Below are 14,113 nucleotides of genomic sequence, written 5' to 3'. Positions count from 1 at the left end.
CTCTTTGGTACTAAGCTTTACTTGGAGTAAAGCTCGACGATCAGGTGTTCGTTAATGTCCGCAGACAGATCAGAACGTTCTGGCTGACGCTTGAACGTACCTTCCATCTTGCCAGCATCAACTTCCAGCCAGGTTGGCTTTTCACGCTGCTCAGCCAGCTCCAGAGCGGCTTTCACGCGAGATTGCTTTTTCGCTTTCTCACGAATGCTAACAACGTCATTCGCTTTAACCTGATAAGAAGCGATGTTAACAACACGACCGTTTACCATGATTGCTTTATGGCTAACCAACTGGCGTGATTCAGCACGAGTCGCGCCGAAGCCCATACGGTAAACAACGTTGTCCAGACGACCTTCCAGCAGAGCCAGCAGGTTTTCACCTGTGTTGCCTTTCAGACGTGCTGCTTCTTTATAGTAGTTACGGAACTGACGCTCCAGCACACCGTACATACGGCGAACTTTTTGCTTTTCACGCAACTGCACACCATAGTCAGACAGACGCGGTTTACGCGCACCGTGCTGGCCAGGAGCTTGTTCAATTTTACACTTGGTATCGATCGCGCGAACGCCAGACTTAAGGAATAAGTCGGTGCCCTCACGACGGCTCAGCTTGAGCTTAGGACCCAAATATCTTGCCATTTTCTATCTCCAACTAACCTAAAAAACGAGCGTTATACGCGACGTTTTTTCGGCGGACGACAACCGTTATGAGGGATCGGAGTCACATCAGTAATATTCGTGATGCGGAAACCAGCGGCGTTCAGAGCGCGAACAGTAGATTCACGACCCGGACCCGGACCTTTAACCATAACTTCCAGATTCTTGATGCCGTATTCTTTTACGGCTTCTGCGCAACGCTCTGCTGCAACCTGAGCTGCAAACGGAGTGGATTTGCGAGAACCACGGAAACCGGAACCACCGGCTGTTGCCCAACCCAAAGCGTTACCCTGACGATCAGTAATAGTAACGATGGTGTTGTTGAAAGAAGCATGGATATGAGCCACGCCGTCAGAGACTTGTTTTCTTACACGTTTACGTGCACGAACTGGTGCCTTTGCCATTATTCAATCACCCCGATTATTTCTTGATCGGTTTGCGCGGACCCTTACGGGTACGTGCGTTGGTCTTAGTACGCTGACCGCGCACTGGCAGACCACGACGATGACGCAAACCGCGATAGCAACCAAGATCCATCAGGCGCTTGATGCTCATGCTGATTTCACGGCGCAGATCACCTTCAACGACAAATTTGGCAACTTCGTCACGCAGCGTGTCGATTTGTTCTTCAGACAGCTCACTGATCTTAACATCTTCAGCGATACCCGCTGCAGCCAGAATGGCTTTGGAACGGGTCTTGCCGACGCCATAGATCGAAGTTAATGCGATCACAGCATGTTTCTGATCAGGAATGTTAATGCCTGCTATACGGGCCACTATGCACTCCTACTATTTAATATGTACGCACCATGCTGAAAAGCCCGTTTTCAGGATACTCAAATGGAAACGTACAGACATACAAAAGATTGGCTGGCTAATCTAGCCAGCTCAACCCAACTTTGCAAGAAAAATATGCGAAATAATCAGCCTTGGCGCTGTTTATGCTTCGGCTCGGCACTGCAAATCACACGGATGACACCATCACGCTTAACGATTTTGCAGTTACGGCATAATTTCTTGACGGAAGCACGAACTTTCATTTTTACTCTCCGTAACTTCTCAGGCGACCATTTAGCGGCCGTAGCCTTTCAGGTTCGCCTTCTTCAATGCAGACTCATACTGACTGGACATCATCAGAGTTTGCACTTGAGCCATAAAGTCCATAATCACGACAACAACGATAAGCAGTGAGGTCCCACCGAAGTAGAACGGTACCTTCATTGCATCACGCATGAACTCCGGGATCAGGCAGATAAAAGTAATATAAAGCGCACCAACCAAAGTCAGGCGAGTCATTACTTTATCGATATACTTCGCCGTTTGCTCTCCCGGACGAATTCCTGGTACAAATGCACCGGACTTCTTCAGGTTATCTGCTGTTTCACGCGGGTTGAAAACCAACGCCGTGTAGAAGAAACAGAAGAAGATGATCGCAGACGCATAGAGTAACACATAAAGTGGTTGCCCAGGCTGCAAATACAGCGAAATTGTTGTCAGCCAGTTCCAACCAGTACCGCCCCCGAACCATGACGCAATGGTTGCCGGGAACAGAATAATACTGGAAGCGAAGATAGCCGGGATAACCCCCGCCATGTTCACTTTCAGCGGTAAATGTGTGCTCTGTGCAGCATAGACACGACGACCTTGTTGACGCTTAGCGTAGTTCACCACAATGCGGCGTTGACCACGTTCAACGAAGACAACAAAGAACGTCACTGCAAATACTAATACTGCAACCAACAGCAACAGGAGGAAGTGCAGGTCGCCTTGACGCGCTTGCTCGATAGTGTGGGCAATGGCTGGCGGGAGACCCGCAACGATACCAGCGAAGATAATGATTGAGATACCGTTACCGATACCACGCTCAGTAATCTGTTCGCCGAGCCACATCAGGAACATTGTTCCTGTGACCAGACTTACAACAGCGGTGAAATAGAATGCAAAGCCTGGGTTTAATACCAGGCCCTGCATACCAGGCATATTCGGAAGACCGGTAGCAATACCGATCGACTGGAATATTGCCAGCACCAGAGTGCCGTAACGGGTGTACTGGCTTATCTTACGACGTCCAGACTCCCCTTCTTTCTTCAGTTCTGCCAGGGCCGGATGAACGACCGTCAGCAGCTGGATAATAATCGATGCCGAAATATACGGCATGATACCCAGAGCGAAGATAGAAGCACGGCTGAGAGCACCACCAGAGAACATGTTAAACATTTCAATGATGGTGCCTCGCTGTTGCTCAAGCAGTTTGGCAAGTACAGCGGCATCGATACCAGGGATCGGAATAAAAGAGCCAACACGGAACACAATCAGCGCGCCGATAACAAACAGCAGTCTGCGTTTCAGCTCGCCAAATCCACCTTTGGCACTTTGAAAATCTAATCCCGGTTGCTTAGCCATCTGCTACTTATTCCTCAATTTTACCGCCAGCGGCTTCGATAGCAGCACGAGCACCTTTAGTAACACGCAGGCCACGAACAGTTACCGGAGTAGAAACTTCACCAGCCAGGATCACTTTCGCGAACTCGATCTGGATACCGATAATGTTTGCCGCTTTCAGCGTGTTCAGGTCTACAACGCCGCCTTCAACTTTCGCCAGGTCAGACAGACGGATTTCCGCTGTAATCGCTGCTTTGCGAGAAGTGAAGCCGAACTTCGGCAGACGACGGTACAGTGGCATCTGGCCACCCTCGAAACCGCGACGTACGCCACCGCCAGAACGAGAGTTCTGACCTTTGTGACCACGACCACCGGTTTTGCCGAGGCCAGAACCGATACCACGACCCAGGCGTTTACCCGCCTTTTTAGAGCCTTCGGCCGGAGACAGAGTATTTAAACGCATCTCTTACTCCTCAACTTTAACCATGAAGTAAACCGCGTTGACCATACCACGAACAGCGGGAGTATCCTCGCGCTCAACGGTATGACCAATACGACGCAGACCCAGGCCAAGCAGCGTTGCCTTGTGTTTCGGCAGACGACCGATTGCACTGCGGGTTTGAGTGATTTTAATAGTCTTTGCCATGGTCAATTACCCCAGAATTTCTTCAACGGATTTACCACGCTTGGCAGCGACCATTTCTGGAGAATTCATATTTTCCAGGCCATCAATAGTTGCACGAACCACGTTAATCGGGTTGGTGGAACCGTATGCTTTAGCCAGAACGTTATGAACCCCAGCAACTTCCAGAACGGCGCGCATTGCACCACCGGCGATGATACCGGTACCTTCTGAAGCTGGCTGCATGAATACACGAGAACCCGTGTGAACACCTTTAACTGGGTGCTGCAGGGTACCGTTGTTCAGCGCGACGTTAATCATATTGCGACGGGCTTTTTCCATCGCTTTCTGGATCGCTGCTGGAACTTCACGCGCTTTACCGTAACCAAAACCAACGCGACCGTTACCATCGCCAACTACAGTCAGAGCTGTGAAGGAGAAAATACGACCACCTTTAACGGTTTTAGATACGCGGTTAACCGCGATCAGCTTTTCCTGCAGTTCGCCAGCCTGTTTTTCGATGTGAGCCATCTTACACCTCTACCTTAGAACTGAAGGCCAGCTTCACGGGCAGCATCTGCCAGTGCCTGGACACGACCATGATATTGGAACCCGGAACGGTCAAAGGAAACATTGCTGATGCCTTTTTCCAGAGCGCGTTCTGCAACAGCTTTACCTACAGCTGCAGCGGCGTCTTTGTTACCGGTGTACTTCAATTGCTCTGCAATAGCTTTTTCTACAGTAGAAGCAGCTACCAGAACTTCAGAACCGTTTGGTGCAATGACCTGTGCGTAAATATGACGCGGGGTACGATGTACCACCAGGCGAGTTGCACCCAGCTCTTTGAGCTTGCGGCGTGCGCGGGTCGCACGACGGATACGAGCAGATTTCTTATCCATAGTGTTACCTTACTTCTTCTTAGCCTCTTTGGTACGCACGACTTCGTCGGCGTAACGAACACCCTTGCCTTTATAAGGCTCAGGACGACGGTAGGCGCGCAGATCTGCTGCAACCTGACCGATCAGCTGTTTATCAGCGCCTTTCAGCACGATTTCAGTCTGGGTCGGACATTCTGCAGTGATACCGGCCGGCAGCGGATGCTCAACAGGGTGTGAGAAGCCCAGAGACAGGCCTACTGCATTCCCTTTGATAGCTGCACGATAACCTACACCAACCAGTTGAAGCTTTTTAGTGAAGCCTTCGGTAACACCAACAACCATTGAGTTCAGCAGGGCACGCGCGGTACCAGCCTGAGCCCATCCATCCACGAAACCATCACGTGGACCGAAGGTCAGAGCATTATCTGCATGTTTAACTTCAACAGCTTTGTTGAGGGTACGAGTCAGCTCGCCGTTTTTACCTTTGATCGTAATAACCTGACCGTCGATTTTTACATCAACGCCGGCAGGAATAACGACCGGTGCTTTAGCAACACGAGACATTCTTTCCTCCGATTAGGCTACGTAGCAGATAATTTCGCCACCAAGACCAGCCTGGCGCGCTGCACGATCAGTCATAACACCTTTAGAGGTAGAAACAACTGCGATACCAAGACCAGCCATAACTTTAGGCAGCTCATCTTTTTTCTTATAGATGCGCAGACCTGGGCGGCTGACACGCTGAATGCTTTCTACAACAGCTTTACCCTGGAAATACTTGAGAGTAAGTTCCAGTTCCGGCTTGGTGTCGCCTTCAACTTTAAAATCTTCGATAAAACCTTCTTCCTTCAGCACGTTGGCAATTGCCACTTTCAGCTTGGCGGAAGGCATGGTGACCGCAACTTTGTTCGCGGCCTGACCGTTACGGATACGGGTCAGCATATCCGCGATCGGATCTTGCATGCTCATCTGTCTTTACTCCCGTGATTCAATTGGTAATTACCAGCTAGCCTTTTTCAAGCCTGGTACTTCACCGCGCATGGCGGCTTCACGCAGTTTGATACGGCTCAACCCAAACTTGCCCACATAACCATGTGGACGACCTGTTTGACGACAGCGGTTACGCTGACGAGACGGGCTGGAATCACGCGGCAGAGACTGCAGCTTGAGAACCGCATTCCAACGATCTTCGTCGGAAGCGTTCACATCAGAAATGATCGCTTTCAGTTCAGCGCGTTTAGCGAAGAATTTATCAGCTAAAGCTATGCGTTTTACTTCGCGTGCTTTCATTGATTGCTTAGCCATTCAGTAACCCTACCTTACTTGCGGAACGGGAAGTCAAAGGCAGCCAGCAGAGCACGGCCTTCTTCATCAGATTTCGCAGTAGTGGTAATGGTAATATCCAAACCACGCACGCGGTCGACTTTATCGTAGTCGATCTCTGGGAAGATGATCTGCTCACGGACACCCATGCTGTAGTTACCACGACCGTCGAAAGACTTAGCGGACAAGCCACGGAAGTCACGGATACGTGGTACAGCAATAGTGATCAGGCGCTCAAAGAACTCCCACATGCGTTCGCCACGCAGAGTTACTTTACAGCCGATCGGATAGCCCTGACGGATTTTGAAGCCTGCAACAGATTTGCGTGCTTTGGTGATCAGCGGTTTTTGACCGGAGATTGCTGTCAGGTCAGCTGCTGCGTTATCCAGCAGTTTCTTGTCAGCGATCGCTTCACCAACACCCATGTTCAGGGTGATCTTCTCGACCCGAGGGACTTGCATGACAGAATTGTAGTTAAACTCAGTCATGAGTTTGTTAACTACTTCGTCTTTGTAGTAATCATGCAGTTTCGCCATCGTACTACTCCAAATTACTTGATAGTTTCGCTGTTAGACTTGAAGAAACGGACTTTTTTCCCGTCTTCGAATCTAAAGCCTACACGGTCAGCCTTGCCGGTTGCCGCATTGAAGATTGCAACGTTAGAAACCTGAATAGCAGCTTCTTTTTCAACGATGCCGCCTGGTTGGTTCAGGGCCGGAACCGGCTTCTGATGTTTCTTAACCAGGTTGATACCTTCAACAATGACCTTGCCGGAAGACAGGACATTTTTTACTTTACCGCGTTTACCTTTATCTTTACCGGTTAACACGATAACTTCGTCATCACGACGGATTTTCGCTGCCATGATTCGCTCCTTAGAGTACTTCTGGTGCCAGAGAGATAATTTTCATGAACTTTTCAGTACGAAGTTCACGAGTTACCGGCCCAAAGATACGCGTGCCGATTGGCTGCTCACTGTTATTGTTCAAAATAACGCATGCATTACCATCGAAGCGAATGACAGAACCGTCAGGGCGACGAACACCCTTCTTGGTGCGCACCACTACCGCTTTCAGCACATCACCTTTTTTGACCTTACCACGTGGAATTGCTTCTTTGATGGTGATCTTGATGATGTCGCCTACGCCTGCGTAGCGACGGTGCGAGCCACCCAGAACCTTGATACACATTACGCGACGTGCACCGGAGTTGTCGGCGACGTTCAGCATAGTCTGTTCTTGGATCATTTTAGTGCTCCGCTAATGTCAACTACTACCTGAGACTCTAAAATCAGAGCCGTTAAAAAGCCCCACATCGAGGGCGCGGCATTATAACACCGCTTCTACAATATGGGTAGAAAAAATAAACGGCTCATCGCTGAGCCGTTTATTCGTATTGAGAATGCGTACTCTATTACAGAACCGCTTTCTCTACAACGCGAACCAGCGTCCAGGACTTAGTCTTGGACAGTGGACGGCATTCACGGATTTCAACCTTGTCGCCGATACCACATTCGTTGTTCTCGTCATGTACGTGCAGTTTGGTCGTACGTTTGATGAATTTACCGTAGATCGGGTGTTTCACAATACGTTCGATAGCTACAACGATGGATTTCTCCATTTTGTCGCTAACAACACGACCTTGCAGAGTACGGATTTTATCGGTCATTACGCACCCGCCTTCTGAGTCAGTAAAGTCTTAACGCGCGCAACATTGCGACGCACTTGCTTCAGCAGGTGAGTCTGTTGCAGCTGGCCACTTGCAGCCTGCATACGCAGGTTGAACTGCTCACGCAGCAGGTTCAGCAGCTCAGCGTTCAGCTCTTCAACGCTTTTTTCACGCAGCTCTTTTGCTTTCATTACATCACCGTCTTAGTTACAAAGGTGGTTTTGATAGGCAGTTTCGCTGCTGCCAGGCCGAAGGCTTCACGGGCCAGCTCTTCCGGAACGCCGTCCATTTCATAAAGGACTTTGCCCGGTTGGATCAAGGCAACCCAGTACTCCACGTTACCTTTACCTTTACCCATACGAACTTCCAGCGGCTTCTCGGTGATCGGTTTGTCCGGGAATACACGGATCCAGATCTTACCTTGACGCTTAACTGCACGGGTCATTGCACGACGTGCTGCTTCGATCTGACGTGCAGTCAGACGACCACGGCCAACAGCTTTCAGACCGAAAGTGCCGAAGCTAACATCCGTACCCTGCGCCAGACCACGGTTGCGGCCTTTGTGCACTTTACGGAATTTTGTACGCTTTGGTTGTAACATCAGCGACGCTCCTTATTTACGGCCTTTACGCTGCTGCTTTTTAGGTTGAGCAGCCGGTTTTTCCGGTTGTTCAACAGCAGCCATACCACCCAGGATCTCACCTTTGAAGATCCATACCTTAACGCCGATTACACCGTAAGTGGTGTGCGCTTCAGAGGTGTTGTAGTCGATGTCAGCACGCAGAGTGTGCAGCGGTACGCGACCTTCGCGGTACCATTCGGTACGTGCGATTTCCGCGCCGCCCAGACGGCCGCTAACTTCAACTTTGATACCCTTAGCGCCCAGACGCATTGCGTTCTGTACAGCACGCTTCATAGCACGACGGAACATAACACGACGTTCCAGCTGTGAAGTGATGCTGTCAGCAACCAATTTAGCGTCCAGTTCAGGCTTACGAACTTCAGCGATATTGATCTGTGCAGGAACGCCAGCGATATCCGCTACGACCTTGCGCAGTTTTTCTACGTCTTCGCCTTTCTTACCGATAACGATGCCAGGACGAGCAGTGTGAATGGTTACACGAATGCTCTTAGCTGGACGCTCGATAACGATACGAGATACAGACGCTTTAGCCAGTTCCTTAGTCAGGTACTGACGTACTTTAAAATCGCTGTCCAGGTTGTCAGCGAATTCTTTGGTGTTCGCAAACCAGGTAGAGTTCCATGGTTTTACAATACCCAGGCGAATACCATTAGGATGTACTTTCTGACCCATTGCTAGTCTCCAGAGTCTCAGCGATCGGACACAACCACAGTAATGTGGCTGGTGCGCTTCAGGATGCGATCTGCACGACCTTTCGCACGCGGCATAATGCGCTTCATGCTTGGGCCTTCATCTACGAAAATTTTCGCGACTTTCAGATCGTCGATGTCAGCGCCATCGTTGTGTTCAGCGTTAGCAATGGCAGATTCCAGTACTTTCTTGACCAATACCGCAGCTTTCTTGTTGGTATAGGTCAGGATGTCCAGGGCCTGCGACACTTTCTTACCGCGAATCAGGTCAGCAACAAGGCGAACCTTCTGAGCAGAAGAACGAGCATGGCGATGTTGAGCTAAAGTTTCCATCTCTTCCTCCTACCTTATTTCTTCTTCGCTTTTTTATCAGCAGCGTGGCCGCGATAAGTACGAGTCGGTGCGAATTCACCCAGTTTGTGACCAACCATTTCGTCGGTAACAAAGACTGGAACGTGCTGACGACCATTATGGACAGCGATGGTCAAACCGATCATGTTAGGAAAGATCGTTGAACGACGGGACCAAGTGCGCAGGGGCTTCTTGTCTCCGCTTTCCACCGCTTTCTCTACCTTCTTCAGCAAGTGCAGGTCAATAAAAGGACCTTTCTTGAGAGAACGTGGCATGGCTTATCCTCTAAAATTATTTGCTACGGCGACGTACGATAAATTTATCAGTACGCTTGTTGCTGCGGGTCTTCTTACCTTTGGTCTGAACGCCCCACGGAGTTACCGGGTGCTTACCAAAGTTACGACCTTCACCACCACCATGTGGGTGGTCTACTGGGTTCATCGCAGTACCGCGAACGGTAGGACGAACACCACGCCAGCGTGCAGCACCAGCTTTACCCAGAACGCGCAGCATATGCTCAGCATTGCCAACTTCGCCCAGAGTAGCGCGGCAATCTGCTTCGACTTTACGCATTTCACCAGAACGCAGACGCAGGGTGACATAAGCACCGTCACGAGCAACGATCTGAACGTAAGTACCCGCGGAACGCGCCAGCTGACCGCCTTTACCTGGTTTCATTTCTACGTTATGAACGGTAGAACCAACCGGGATATTGCGCATCGGCAGGGTGTTGCCTGCTTTGATTGCAGCATCAACGCCAGACTGAATCTGGTCGCCAGCTTTCAGGCCTTTAGGGGCCAGGATGTAACGGCGTTCACCGTCTTTGTACAGAACCAGCGCGATGTTCGCGGAACGGTTCGGATCGTACTCAAGACGTTCAACAACTGCTGGGATACCGTCTTTGTTGCGTTTGAAGTCAACAATACGATAAGCCTGCTTGTGGCCACCACCGATGTGACGAGTGGTGATACGGCCATTGTTGTTACGACCACCGGATTTGCTGTTTTTTTCCAGCAACGGAGCAAAAGGTTTGCCCTTGTGCAGCTCAGGGTTAACCACTTTAACTACGTGGCGACGACCCGGAGATGTCGGTTTACATTTAACAACTGCCATTGTATTACTCCTCCGACTTACTCAGCGCCGCCAACGAAGTCCAGGTTCTGGCCTTCTTTAAGGGTGACGTAAGCTTTTTTCCAGTCGCTACGACGACCGATACGCTGTCCGTGACGTTTAACTTTCCCTTTAACAACCAGGGTGTTAACGACTTCGACTTCGACTTCAAACAGTTTCTGCACAGCAGCTTTGATCTCTGCTTTGGTCGCGTCTTTAGCAACTTTGAGAACGATGGTGTTTGTTTTTTCCATCGCAGTAGACGCTTTTTCAGAAACGTGCGGTGCGCGAAGCACCTTCAGCAGACGTTCTTCACGAATCATGCCAGCATCTCCTCAACTTGCTTAACAGCATCAGCAGTCATTACGACTTTGTCGAAGGCGATCAGGCTAACCGGGTCGATACCAGTCGCATCGCGTACGTCAACCTTGTGCAGGTTACGTGCGGCCAGGAACAGGTTCTCGTCCAGCTCACCGGTGATGATCAGCACATCTTCCAGAGCCATGTCTTTCAGTTTCTGTGCCAGCAGCTTAGTTTTAGGCGCTTCTACAGAGAACTTCTCGACAACGATCAGACGATCCTGACGTACCAGTTCGGACAGAATGCTTTTCAGCGCGCCGCGGTACATCTTTTTGTTAACTTTTTGACTGTGGTCCTGTGGACGCGCAGCGAAGGTCACGCCACCTGAACGCCAGATCGGGCTCTTGATAGAACCTGAACGCGCACGGCCGGTACCTTTCTGGCGCCATGGCTTTTTGCCAGAACCAGTTACTTCAGCACGAGTCTTCTGAGCACGAGTACCCTGACGAGCACCAGCTGCATAAGCAACAACAACCTGGTGAACCAGCGCTTCGTTGAAATCACGACCGAAGGTAGTTTCGGAAACAGTCAGCGCGCTCTGCGCGTCTTTCAATACTAATTCCATTGCTATCCCCTTACGCCTTCACAGCTGGTTTAACGATCAGGTCGCTACCGGTAGCACCCGGAACAGCACCCTTAACCAGCAGCAGGTTGCGCTCAGCGTCAACACGTACTACGTCCAGGCTCTGAACGGTTACACGTTCGTTACCCAGCTGACCTGCCATTTTCTTGCCTTTGAACACTTTGCCCGGAGTCTGGTTCTGACCGATAGAACCCGGAACGCGGTGAGACAAGGAGTTACCGTGAGTAGCGTCCTGGGTACGGAAGTTCCAGCGCTTAACGGTACCAGCAAAACCTTTACCTTTAGAGGTACCGGTTACGTCAACTTTTTTAACGTCAGCAAACAGCTCAACGCTAATGTCTTGACCTACGGTGAACTCTTCGCCTTCAGCAAGACGGAATTCCCACAGACCACGGCCAGCTTCAACGCCAGCTTTAGCGAAGTGACCCGCTTCTGGTTTGGTTACACGGTTAGCTTTTTTAGCACCGGTGGTAACCTGAACAGCGCGGTAGCCATCGTTAGCCAGATCTTTAACCTGAGTAACGCGGTTTGCTTCAACTTCGATTACGGTTACTGGGATAGAAACGCCATCTTCAGTGAAGATGCGGGTCATTCCCACTTTTTTACCGACTAAACCAATCATTGTTTCAACCTCTCAATCGCTCGATGACCTGATTAACCCAGGCTGATCTGCACGTCTACACCGGCAGCCAGATCCAGACGCATCAGAGCATCAACGGTTTTCTCAGTTGGCTCAACGATGTCAACCAGACGCTTGTGAGTGCGGATTTCGTACTGATCACGCGCATCTTTGTTAACGTGCGGAGAGATCAGAACGGTAAAGCGCTCTTTGCGGGTCGGCAGCGGGATCGGACCACGGACTTGCGCACCAGTGCGCTTAGCAGTCTCGACGATTTCCGCGGTTGATTGATCGATCAGACGATGATCAAACGCTTTAAGGCGGATACGGATTCTTTGGTTCTGCATGAGACCAGAGCTCCAATTATTTTATAAACGAAAATGATTACTCCTCAAACCCATTACGATTGATGGGAGAGTGTAACCGTTCTTACGTAGCTCCCCGATTGGGAGCATTGTTGAGTAACAAAATTAGCTACTCCGGTTCAGATTGAACCCGCCGTCAACTACGACAAGCCCGCGCATTATACGTAAATCTGAGCAAGACGCAAGTGCCGTTTAGAAATTAAGCGCCAAAGACATACGATGCGTAGGGCATTCCATTATTTGCAGCAACCTGTCTGCTTTCATCTCTTCTTATGAACCCCTCACGCAATTCCTGTGTTCGGACGTTGATGGCCTTGCATCATGAGAAGAGTATGCACCAAACATCTTTGAGGCTTTGCGTATGCTGACTCCCCTCCCCTTTCTGCTCGTTTACTTCACACTCTCCGGTTTACTGGTACGTGAAGATATTCGTGCCGGCCTTCTCCCGGATAAATACCTCTGTCCCCTCTTATGGACCGGCCTGCTCTTCCAGCGTTGCCTTCATCCTGACTTTCTTTCGAACGCAGTGACTGGCGCGATGGCAGGGTATGTGAGCTTTGCGATTATCTACTGGGGCTACCGGTTTCTGACTGGACGTGAAGGGATGGGCTATGGCGATGTGAAATATCTTTCGGCACTGGGGGCGTGGCACGGTTGGCACATATTGCCCGCACTGGTGTTAACCGCCGCATTGGTGGCGCTTCTTTACCAGCTCATTCTCTCTTTACCGGCTCCTGATAAACAGGCATTAAAAAACCCACTGCCTTTTGGGCCATTTCTGGCGGCAGCGGGTTTAAGCGTTGGCTGGCAGACGCTGTTTAGTCAGCCACTTTAATCTGGGATTGAAGATAATTCTGCAGACCAATTTTACTGATGAGATCCAGCTCAGTTTCAAGCCAATCGATATGCCCTTCTTCATCGGCCAGAATCTGGATCATCATATCGCGGCTGACGTAGTCATGAACACTGTCCGCATAGGCAATGGCTTCGCGGAGATCTTTTGCGCCTTCAAGCTCGAGCCTGAGGTCGGACCGAAGCATCTCTTCAACATCTTCACCGATGCCGAGTTTGCCGAGATCCTGCAGGTTAGGAATGCCTTCAAGGAATAAAATACGCTCGATGTATTTATCGGCATGTTTCATCTCATCGATGGATTCATGGTATTCAACATCGTTGAGGCGCATCAGGCCCCAGTTTTTGAACATTCTCGCATGGAGAAAATACTGATTGATCGCGACAAGCTCATTTCCCAATAATTTATTGAGATAACTTATGATTTTAACATCACCTTTCATTATATAGTCCCTCCGCTTCCACTCATTGAAGCGTAGATCGGGCTACAGGGATGTCAAAAAAAAGATGGGCGCTTACGCAATCTCTTTGTATTCCGGGATCTGCATCAATTCGTCCTGCATGATCTCACGTGCAGCACGTACACATTTACCGCATTGATTTCCCACTGGAACAAATTTGCGAAGCTGCTGGAAGGACTGTGGCTGAAACTGGCGAACGGCCTGACGTATTTTTTTGTCGCTTACACCATTACATAAACAAACGTACATAAAGACTCCCGTTCAAAATATGCGCAAAGTGTAAGTGAGAATGGTTATGATTACAATAGCACAAACACCCGTATACGGGGCGGGAGAGGACGAAAAATGCGAAAATTTGTGACAGACACATAACGGCAGAAAACAAAAAAGGACGCCGAAGCGTCCTTTTTTAATTCAGGGATAAGTAATTAGCCCAGAACTTTAGCAACAACGCCCGCGCCAACGGTACGGCCGCCTTCACGGATTGCGAAACGCAGACCGTCGTCCATCGCGATTGGGTGGATCAGCGTCACAACCATCTTGATGTTGTC

The 14,113-nt window shown here is 50.0% G+C and carries 29 protein-coding genes and 1 pseudogene; 1 reads left to right on the top strand and 29 read right to left on the bottom strand.

The annotated features are described in order from the left end of the window. Window positions 1–17 precede the first annotated feature (17 nt). The 26 genes from rpsD to rpsJ all read right to left on the bottom strand — a co-directional run bounded on the left by rpsD (window position 18) and on the right by rpsJ (window position 12,231). Entirely contained in the window at window positions 18–638 is a 621-nt protein-coding gene (gene rpsD, locus AB6731_RS22805; protein ID WP_004868345.1) for a 30S ribosomal protein S4, read from the bottom strand. A 32-nt stretch (window positions 639–670) separates the two neighbouring features. Next, window positions 671–1,060 (bottom strand): 30S ribosomal protein S11, encoded by a 390-nt coding sequence (gene rpsK, locus AB6731_RS22800; RefSeq protein WP_003863312.1) that lies wholly within the window; start codon window positions 1,058–1,060, stop codon window positions 671–673. A gap of 16 nt (window positions 1,061–1,076) precedes the next feature. Then, window positions 1,077–1,433, bottom strand: a complete 357-nt coding sequence (gene rpsM, locus AB6731_RS22795) for a 30S ribosomal protein S13 (RefSeq protein ID WP_003863308.1) — start codon at window positions 1,431–1,433, stop codon at window positions 1,077–1,079. Between the two features lie 146 nt (window positions 1,434–1,579). Further along, window positions 1,580–1,696: a 50S ribosomal protein L36 gene (rpmJ, locus tag AB6731_RS22790; protein WP_000868187.1), complete on the bottom strand. Its 117-nt coding sequence runs from the start codon at window positions 1,694–1,696 to the stop codon at window positions 1,580–1,582. 31 nt (window positions 1,697–1,727) lie between these two features. Then, window positions 1,728–3,059 carry a preprotein translocase subunit SecY gene (gene secY / locus AB6731_RS22785; protein WP_014171896.1) on the bottom strand — a complete coding sequence of 444 codons (1,332 nt, stop codon included), beginning with the start codon at window positions 3,057–3,059 and terminating at the stop codon, window positions 1,728–1,730. A gap of 7 nt (window positions 3,060–3,066) precedes the next feature. Then, window positions 3,067–3,501 (bottom strand): 50S ribosomal protein L15, encoded by a 435-nt coding sequence (gene rplO, locus AB6731_RS22780; protein ID WP_003863304.1) that lies wholly within the window; start codon window positions 3,499–3,501, stop codon window positions 3,067–3,069. Between the two features lie 3 nt (window positions 3,502–3,504). Then, window positions 3,505–3,684, bottom strand: a complete 180-nt coding sequence (gene rpmD, locus AB6731_RS22775) for a 50S ribosomal protein L30 (protein ID WP_003863301.1) — start codon at window positions 3,682–3,684, stop codon at window positions 3,505–3,507. Window positions 3,685–3,690: 6 nt separating this feature from the next. Next, window positions 3,691–4,191 (bottom strand): 30S ribosomal protein S5, encoded by a 501-nt coding sequence (rpsE, locus tag AB6731_RS22770; RefSeq protein WP_003863299.1) that lies wholly within the window; start codon window positions 4,189–4,191, stop codon window positions 3,691–3,693. A gap of 14 nt (window positions 4,192–4,205) precedes the next feature. Then, entirely contained in the window at window positions 4,206–4,559 is a 354-nt protein-coding gene (rplR, locus tag AB6731_RS22765; RefSeq protein WP_013099023.1) for a 50S ribosomal protein L18, read from the bottom strand. Window positions 4,560–4,568: 9 nt separating this feature from the next. Beyond that, entirely contained in the window at window positions 4,569–5,102 is a 534-nt protein-coding gene (rplF, locus tag AB6731_RS22760; RefSeq protein ID WP_003863296.1) for a 50S ribosomal protein L6, read from the bottom strand. 12 nt (window positions 5,103–5,114) lie between these two features. Beyond that, entirely contained in the window at window positions 5,115–5,507 is a 393-nt protein-coding gene (gene rpsH, locus AB6731_RS22755; protein ID WP_006178918.1) for a 30S ribosomal protein S8, read from the bottom strand. A 30-nt stretch (window positions 5,508–5,537) separates the two neighbouring features. Next, window positions 5,538–5,843 carry a 30S ribosomal protein S14 gene (gene rpsN / locus AB6731_RS22750; protein WP_371006837.1) on the bottom strand — a complete coding sequence of 102 codons (306 nt, stop codon included), beginning with the start codon at window positions 5,841–5,843 and terminating at the stop codon, window positions 5,538–5,540. A gap of 14 nt (window positions 5,844–5,857) precedes the next feature. Next, window positions 5,858–6,397, bottom strand: coding sequence for a 50S ribosomal protein L5 (gene rplE, locus AB6731_RS22745; RefSeq protein ID WP_001096206.1), 540 nt, complete (start codon window positions 6,395–6,397; stop codon window positions 5,858–5,860). A gap of 14 nt (window positions 6,398–6,411) precedes the next feature. Beyond that, on the bottom strand, window positions 6,412–6,726 hold the full coding sequence (gene rplX, locus AB6731_RS22740) for a 50S ribosomal protein L24 (protein ID WP_000729185.1): 315 nt from the start codon (window positions 6,724–6,726) through the stop codon (window positions 6,412–6,414). 10 nt (window positions 6,727–6,736) lie between these two features. Next, window positions 6,737–7,108, bottom strand: a complete 372-nt coding sequence (gene rplN, locus AB6731_RS22735; protein ID WP_002919748.1) for a 50S ribosomal protein L14 — start codon at window positions 7,106–7,108, stop codon at window positions 6,737–6,739. Between the two features lie 166 nt (window positions 7,109–7,274). Then, window positions 7,275–7,529, bottom strand: a complete 255-nt coding sequence (gene rpsQ / locus AB6731_RS22730; protein ID WP_008503489.1) for a 30S ribosomal protein S17 — start codon at window positions 7,527–7,529, stop codon at window positions 7,275–7,277. Beyond that, complete coding sequence (gene rpmC, locus AB6731_RS22725; RefSeq protein WP_003863282.1) at window positions 7,529–7,720, bottom strand: 50S ribosomal protein L29; 192 nt, start codon at window positions 7,718–7,720, stop codon at window positions 7,529–7,531. The genes rpsQ and rpmC overlap by 1 nt, the downstream gene beginning before the upstream one ends. Then, complete coding sequence (gene rplP, locus AB6731_RS22720) at window positions 7,720–8,130, bottom strand: 50S ribosomal protein L16 (protein WP_002919759.1); 411 nt, start codon at window positions 8,128–8,130, stop codon at window positions 7,720–7,722. The genes rpmC and rplP overlap by 1 nt, the downstream gene beginning before the upstream one ends. A 12-nt stretch (window positions 8,131–8,142) precedes the next feature. Next, window positions 8,143–8,844, bottom strand: a complete 702-nt coding sequence (gene rpsC, locus AB6731_RS22715; RefSeq protein WP_000529945.1) for a 30S ribosomal protein S3 — start codon at window positions 8,842–8,844, stop codon at window positions 8,143–8,145. A gap of 17 nt (window positions 8,845–8,861) precedes the next feature. Beyond that, on the bottom strand, window positions 8,862–9,194 hold the full coding sequence (gene rplV / locus AB6731_RS22710; protein ID WP_002919773.1) for a 50S ribosomal protein L22: 333 nt from the start codon (window positions 9,192–9,194) through the stop codon (window positions 8,862–8,864). 14 nt (window positions 9,195–9,208) lie between these two features. Continuing rightward, window positions 9,209–9,487 (bottom strand): 30S ribosomal protein S19, encoded by a 279-nt coding sequence (gene rpsS / locus AB6731_RS22705; RefSeq protein ID WP_001138117.1) that lies wholly within the window; start codon window positions 9,485–9,487, stop codon window positions 9,209–9,211. 16 nt (window positions 9,488–9,503) lie between these two features. Next, window positions 9,504–10,325 (bottom strand): 50S ribosomal protein L2, encoded by an 822-nt coding sequence (gene rplB, locus AB6731_RS22700; RefSeq protein WP_000301859.1) that lies wholly within the window; start codon window positions 10,323–10,325, stop codon window positions 9,504–9,506. A 17-nt stretch (window positions 10,326–10,342) separates the two neighbouring features. Then, complete coding sequence (gene rplW, locus AB6731_RS22695) at window positions 10,343–10,645, bottom strand: 50S ribosomal protein L23 (RefSeq protein ID WP_000617546.1); 303 nt, start codon at window positions 10,643–10,645, stop codon at window positions 10,343–10,345. Continuing rightward, window positions 10,642–11,247, bottom strand: a complete 606-nt coding sequence (gene rplD, locus AB6731_RS22690; protein ID WP_000424395.1) for a 50S ribosomal protein L4 — start codon at window positions 11,245–11,247, stop codon at window positions 10,642–10,644. The genes rplW and rplD overlap by 4 nt, the downstream gene beginning before the upstream one ends. Window positions 11,248–11,257: 10 nt before the next feature. After that, a complete protein-coding gene (gene rplC / locus AB6731_RS22685) occupies window positions 11,258–11,887 on the bottom strand; it encodes a 50S ribosomal protein L3 (RefSeq protein ID WP_006178923.1) in 630 nt (209 codons plus the stop codon). A 32-nt stretch (window positions 11,888–11,919) separates the two neighbouring features. Continuing rightward, window positions 11,920–12,231: a 30S ribosomal protein S10 gene (gene rpsJ / locus AB6731_RS22680; RefSeq protein WP_001181005.1), complete on the bottom strand. Its 312-nt coding sequence runs from the start codon at window positions 12,229–12,231 to the stop codon at window positions 11,920–11,922. A 379-nt stretch (window positions 12,232–12,610) separates the two neighbouring features. On the opposite strand from rpsJ, the gene AB6731_RS22675 reads away from it, so the two are divergent. Beyond that, window positions 12,611–13,084 carry an A24 family peptidase gene (locus AB6731_RS22675; protein WP_032679089.1) on the top strand — a complete coding sequence of 158 codons (474 nt, stop codon included), beginning with the start codon at window positions 12,611–12,613 and terminating at the stop codon, window positions 13,082–13,084. Here the strand turns inward: AB6731_RS22675 and bfr are convergent. The 3 genes and pseudogenes from bfr to tuf all read right to left on the bottom strand — a co-directional run. Beyond that, complete coding sequence (gene bfr / locus AB6731_RS22670; RefSeq protein ID WP_014171902.1) at window positions 13,068–13,544, bottom strand: bacterioferritin; 477 nt, start codon at window positions 13,542–13,544, stop codon at window positions 13,068–13,070. The genes AB6731_RS22675 and bfr overlap by 17 nt on opposite strands. Window positions 13,545–13,616: 72 nt before the next feature. Beyond that, a complete protein-coding gene (bfd, locus tag AB6731_RS22665; RefSeq protein ID WP_008503493.1) occupies window positions 13,617–13,811 on the bottom strand; it encodes a bacterioferritin-associated ferredoxin in 195 nt (64 codons plus the stop codon). Between the two features lie 179 nt (window positions 13,812–13,990). Then, window positions 13,991–14,113: pseudogene (gene tuf, locus AB6731_RS22660) on the bottom strand (elongation factor Tu); the annotation flags it as partial.

It is taken from the genome of Enterobacter sp. RCC_40 (assembly GCF_041360735.1).
Taxonomy (GTDB): Bacteria; Pseudomonadota; Gammaproteobacteria; order Enterobacterales; family Enterobacteriaceae; genus Enterobacter; species Enterobacter ludwigii.
The sequence above is the reverse complement of the archived record's forward strand: the minus strand, read 5'-3'. Positions and strand labels throughout refer to the sequence as shown.

Coding starts and splice junctions, on each gene's coding strand:
- bfd (WP_008503493.1), bottom strand. CDS start 13,811: ATGTACGTTTGTTTATGTAATGGTGTAAGCGACAAAAAAATACGTCAG.
- rpmC (WP_003863282.1), bottom strand. CDS start 7,720: ATGAAAGCAAAAGAGCTGCGTGAAAAAAGCGTTGAAGAGCTGAACGCT.
- rplO (WP_003863304.1), bottom strand. CDS start 3,501: ATGCGTTTAAATACTCTGTCTCCGGCCGAAGGCTCTAAAAAGGCGGGT.
- rpsJ (WP_001181005.1), bottom strand. CDS start 12,231: ATGCAGAACCAAAGAATCCGTATCCGCCTTAAAGCGTTTGATCATCGT.
- rpsK (WP_003863312.1), bottom strand. CDS start 1,060: ATGGCAAAGGCACCAGTTCGTGCACGTAAACGTGTAAGAAAACAAGTC.
- AB6731_RS22675 (WP_032679089.1), top strand. CDS start 12,611: ATGCTGACTCCCCTCCCCTTTCTGCTCGTTTACTTCACACTCTCCGGT.
- rpsH (WP_006178918.1), bottom strand. CDS start 5,507: ATGAGCATGCAAGATCCGATCGCGGATATGCTGACCCGTATCCGTAAC.
- rpsD (WP_004868345.1), bottom strand. CDS start 638: ATGGCAAGATATTTGGGTCCTAAGCTCAAGCTGAGCCGTCGTGAGGGC.
- rpsQ (WP_008503489.1), bottom strand. CDS start 7,529: ATGACCGATAAAATCCGTACTCTGCAAGGTCGTGTTGTTAGCGACAAA.
- rpsN (WP_371006837.1), bottom strand. CDS start 5,843: ATGGCTAAGCAATCAATGAAAGCACGCGAAGTAAAACGCATAGCTTTA.
- rpsS (WP_001138117.1), bottom strand. CDS start 9,487: ATGCCACGTTCTCTCAAGAAAGGTCCTTTTATTGACCTGCACTTGCTG.
- rplB (WP_000301859.1), bottom strand. CDS start 10,325: ATGGCAGTTGTTAAATGTAAACCGACATCTCCGGGTCGTCGCCACGTA.
- rpmD (WP_003863301.1), bottom strand. CDS start 3,684: ATGGCAAAGACTATTAAAATCACTCAAACCCGCAGTGCAATCGGTCGT.
- bfr (WP_014171902.1), bottom strand. CDS start 13,544: ATGAAAGGTGATGTTAAAATCATAAGTTATCTCAATAAATTATTGGGA.
- rplC (WP_006178923.1), bottom strand. CDS start 11,887: ATGATTGGTTTAGTCGGTAAAAAAGTGGGAATGACCCGCATCTTCACT.
- rpsC (WP_000529945.1), bottom strand. CDS start 8,844: ATGGGTCAGAAAGTACATCCTAATGGTATTCGCCTGGGTATTGTAAAA.
- rplF (WP_003863296.1), bottom strand. CDS start 5,102: ATGTCTCGTGTTGCTAAAGCACCGGTCGTTATTCCTGCCGGCGTTGAT.
- secY (WP_014171896.1), bottom strand. CDS start 3,059: ATGGCTAAGCAACCGGGATTAGATTTTCAAAGTGCCAAAGGTGGATTT.
- rplW (WP_000617546.1), bottom strand. CDS start 10,645: ATGATTCGTGAAGAACGTCTGCTGAAGGTGCTTCGCGCACCGCACGTT.
- rplV (WP_002919773.1), bottom strand. CDS start 9,194: ATGGAAACTTTAGCTCAACATCGCCATGCTCGTTCTTCTGCTCAGAAG.
- rpmJ (WP_000868187.1), bottom strand. CDS start 1,696: ATGAAAGTTCGTGCTTCCGTCAAGAAATTATGCCGTAACTGCAAAATC.
- rplX (WP_000729185.1), bottom strand. CDS start 6,726: ATGGCAGCGAAAATCCGTCGTGATGACGAAGTTATCGTGTTAACCGGT.
- rplE (WP_001096206.1), bottom strand. CDS start 6,397: ATGGCGAAACTGCATGATTACTACAAAGACGAAGTAGTTAACAAACTC.
- rpsE (WP_003863299.1), bottom strand. CDS start 4,191: ATGGCTCACATCGAAAAACAGGCTGGCGAACTGCAGGAAAAGCTGATC.
- rplN (WP_002919748.1), bottom strand. CDS start 7,108: ATGATCCAAGAACAGACTATGCTGAACGTCGCCGACAACTCCGGTGCA.
- rplP (WP_002919759.1), bottom strand. CDS start 8,130: ATGTTACAACCAAAGCGTACAAAATTCCGTAAAGTGCACAAAGGCCGC.
- rplD (WP_000424395.1), bottom strand. CDS start 11,247: ATGGAATTAGTATTGAAAGACGCGCAGAGCGCGCTGACTGTTTCCGAA.
- rplR (WP_013099023.1), bottom strand. CDS start 4,559: ATGGATAAGAAATCTGCTCGTATCCGTCGTGCGACCCGCGCACGCCGC.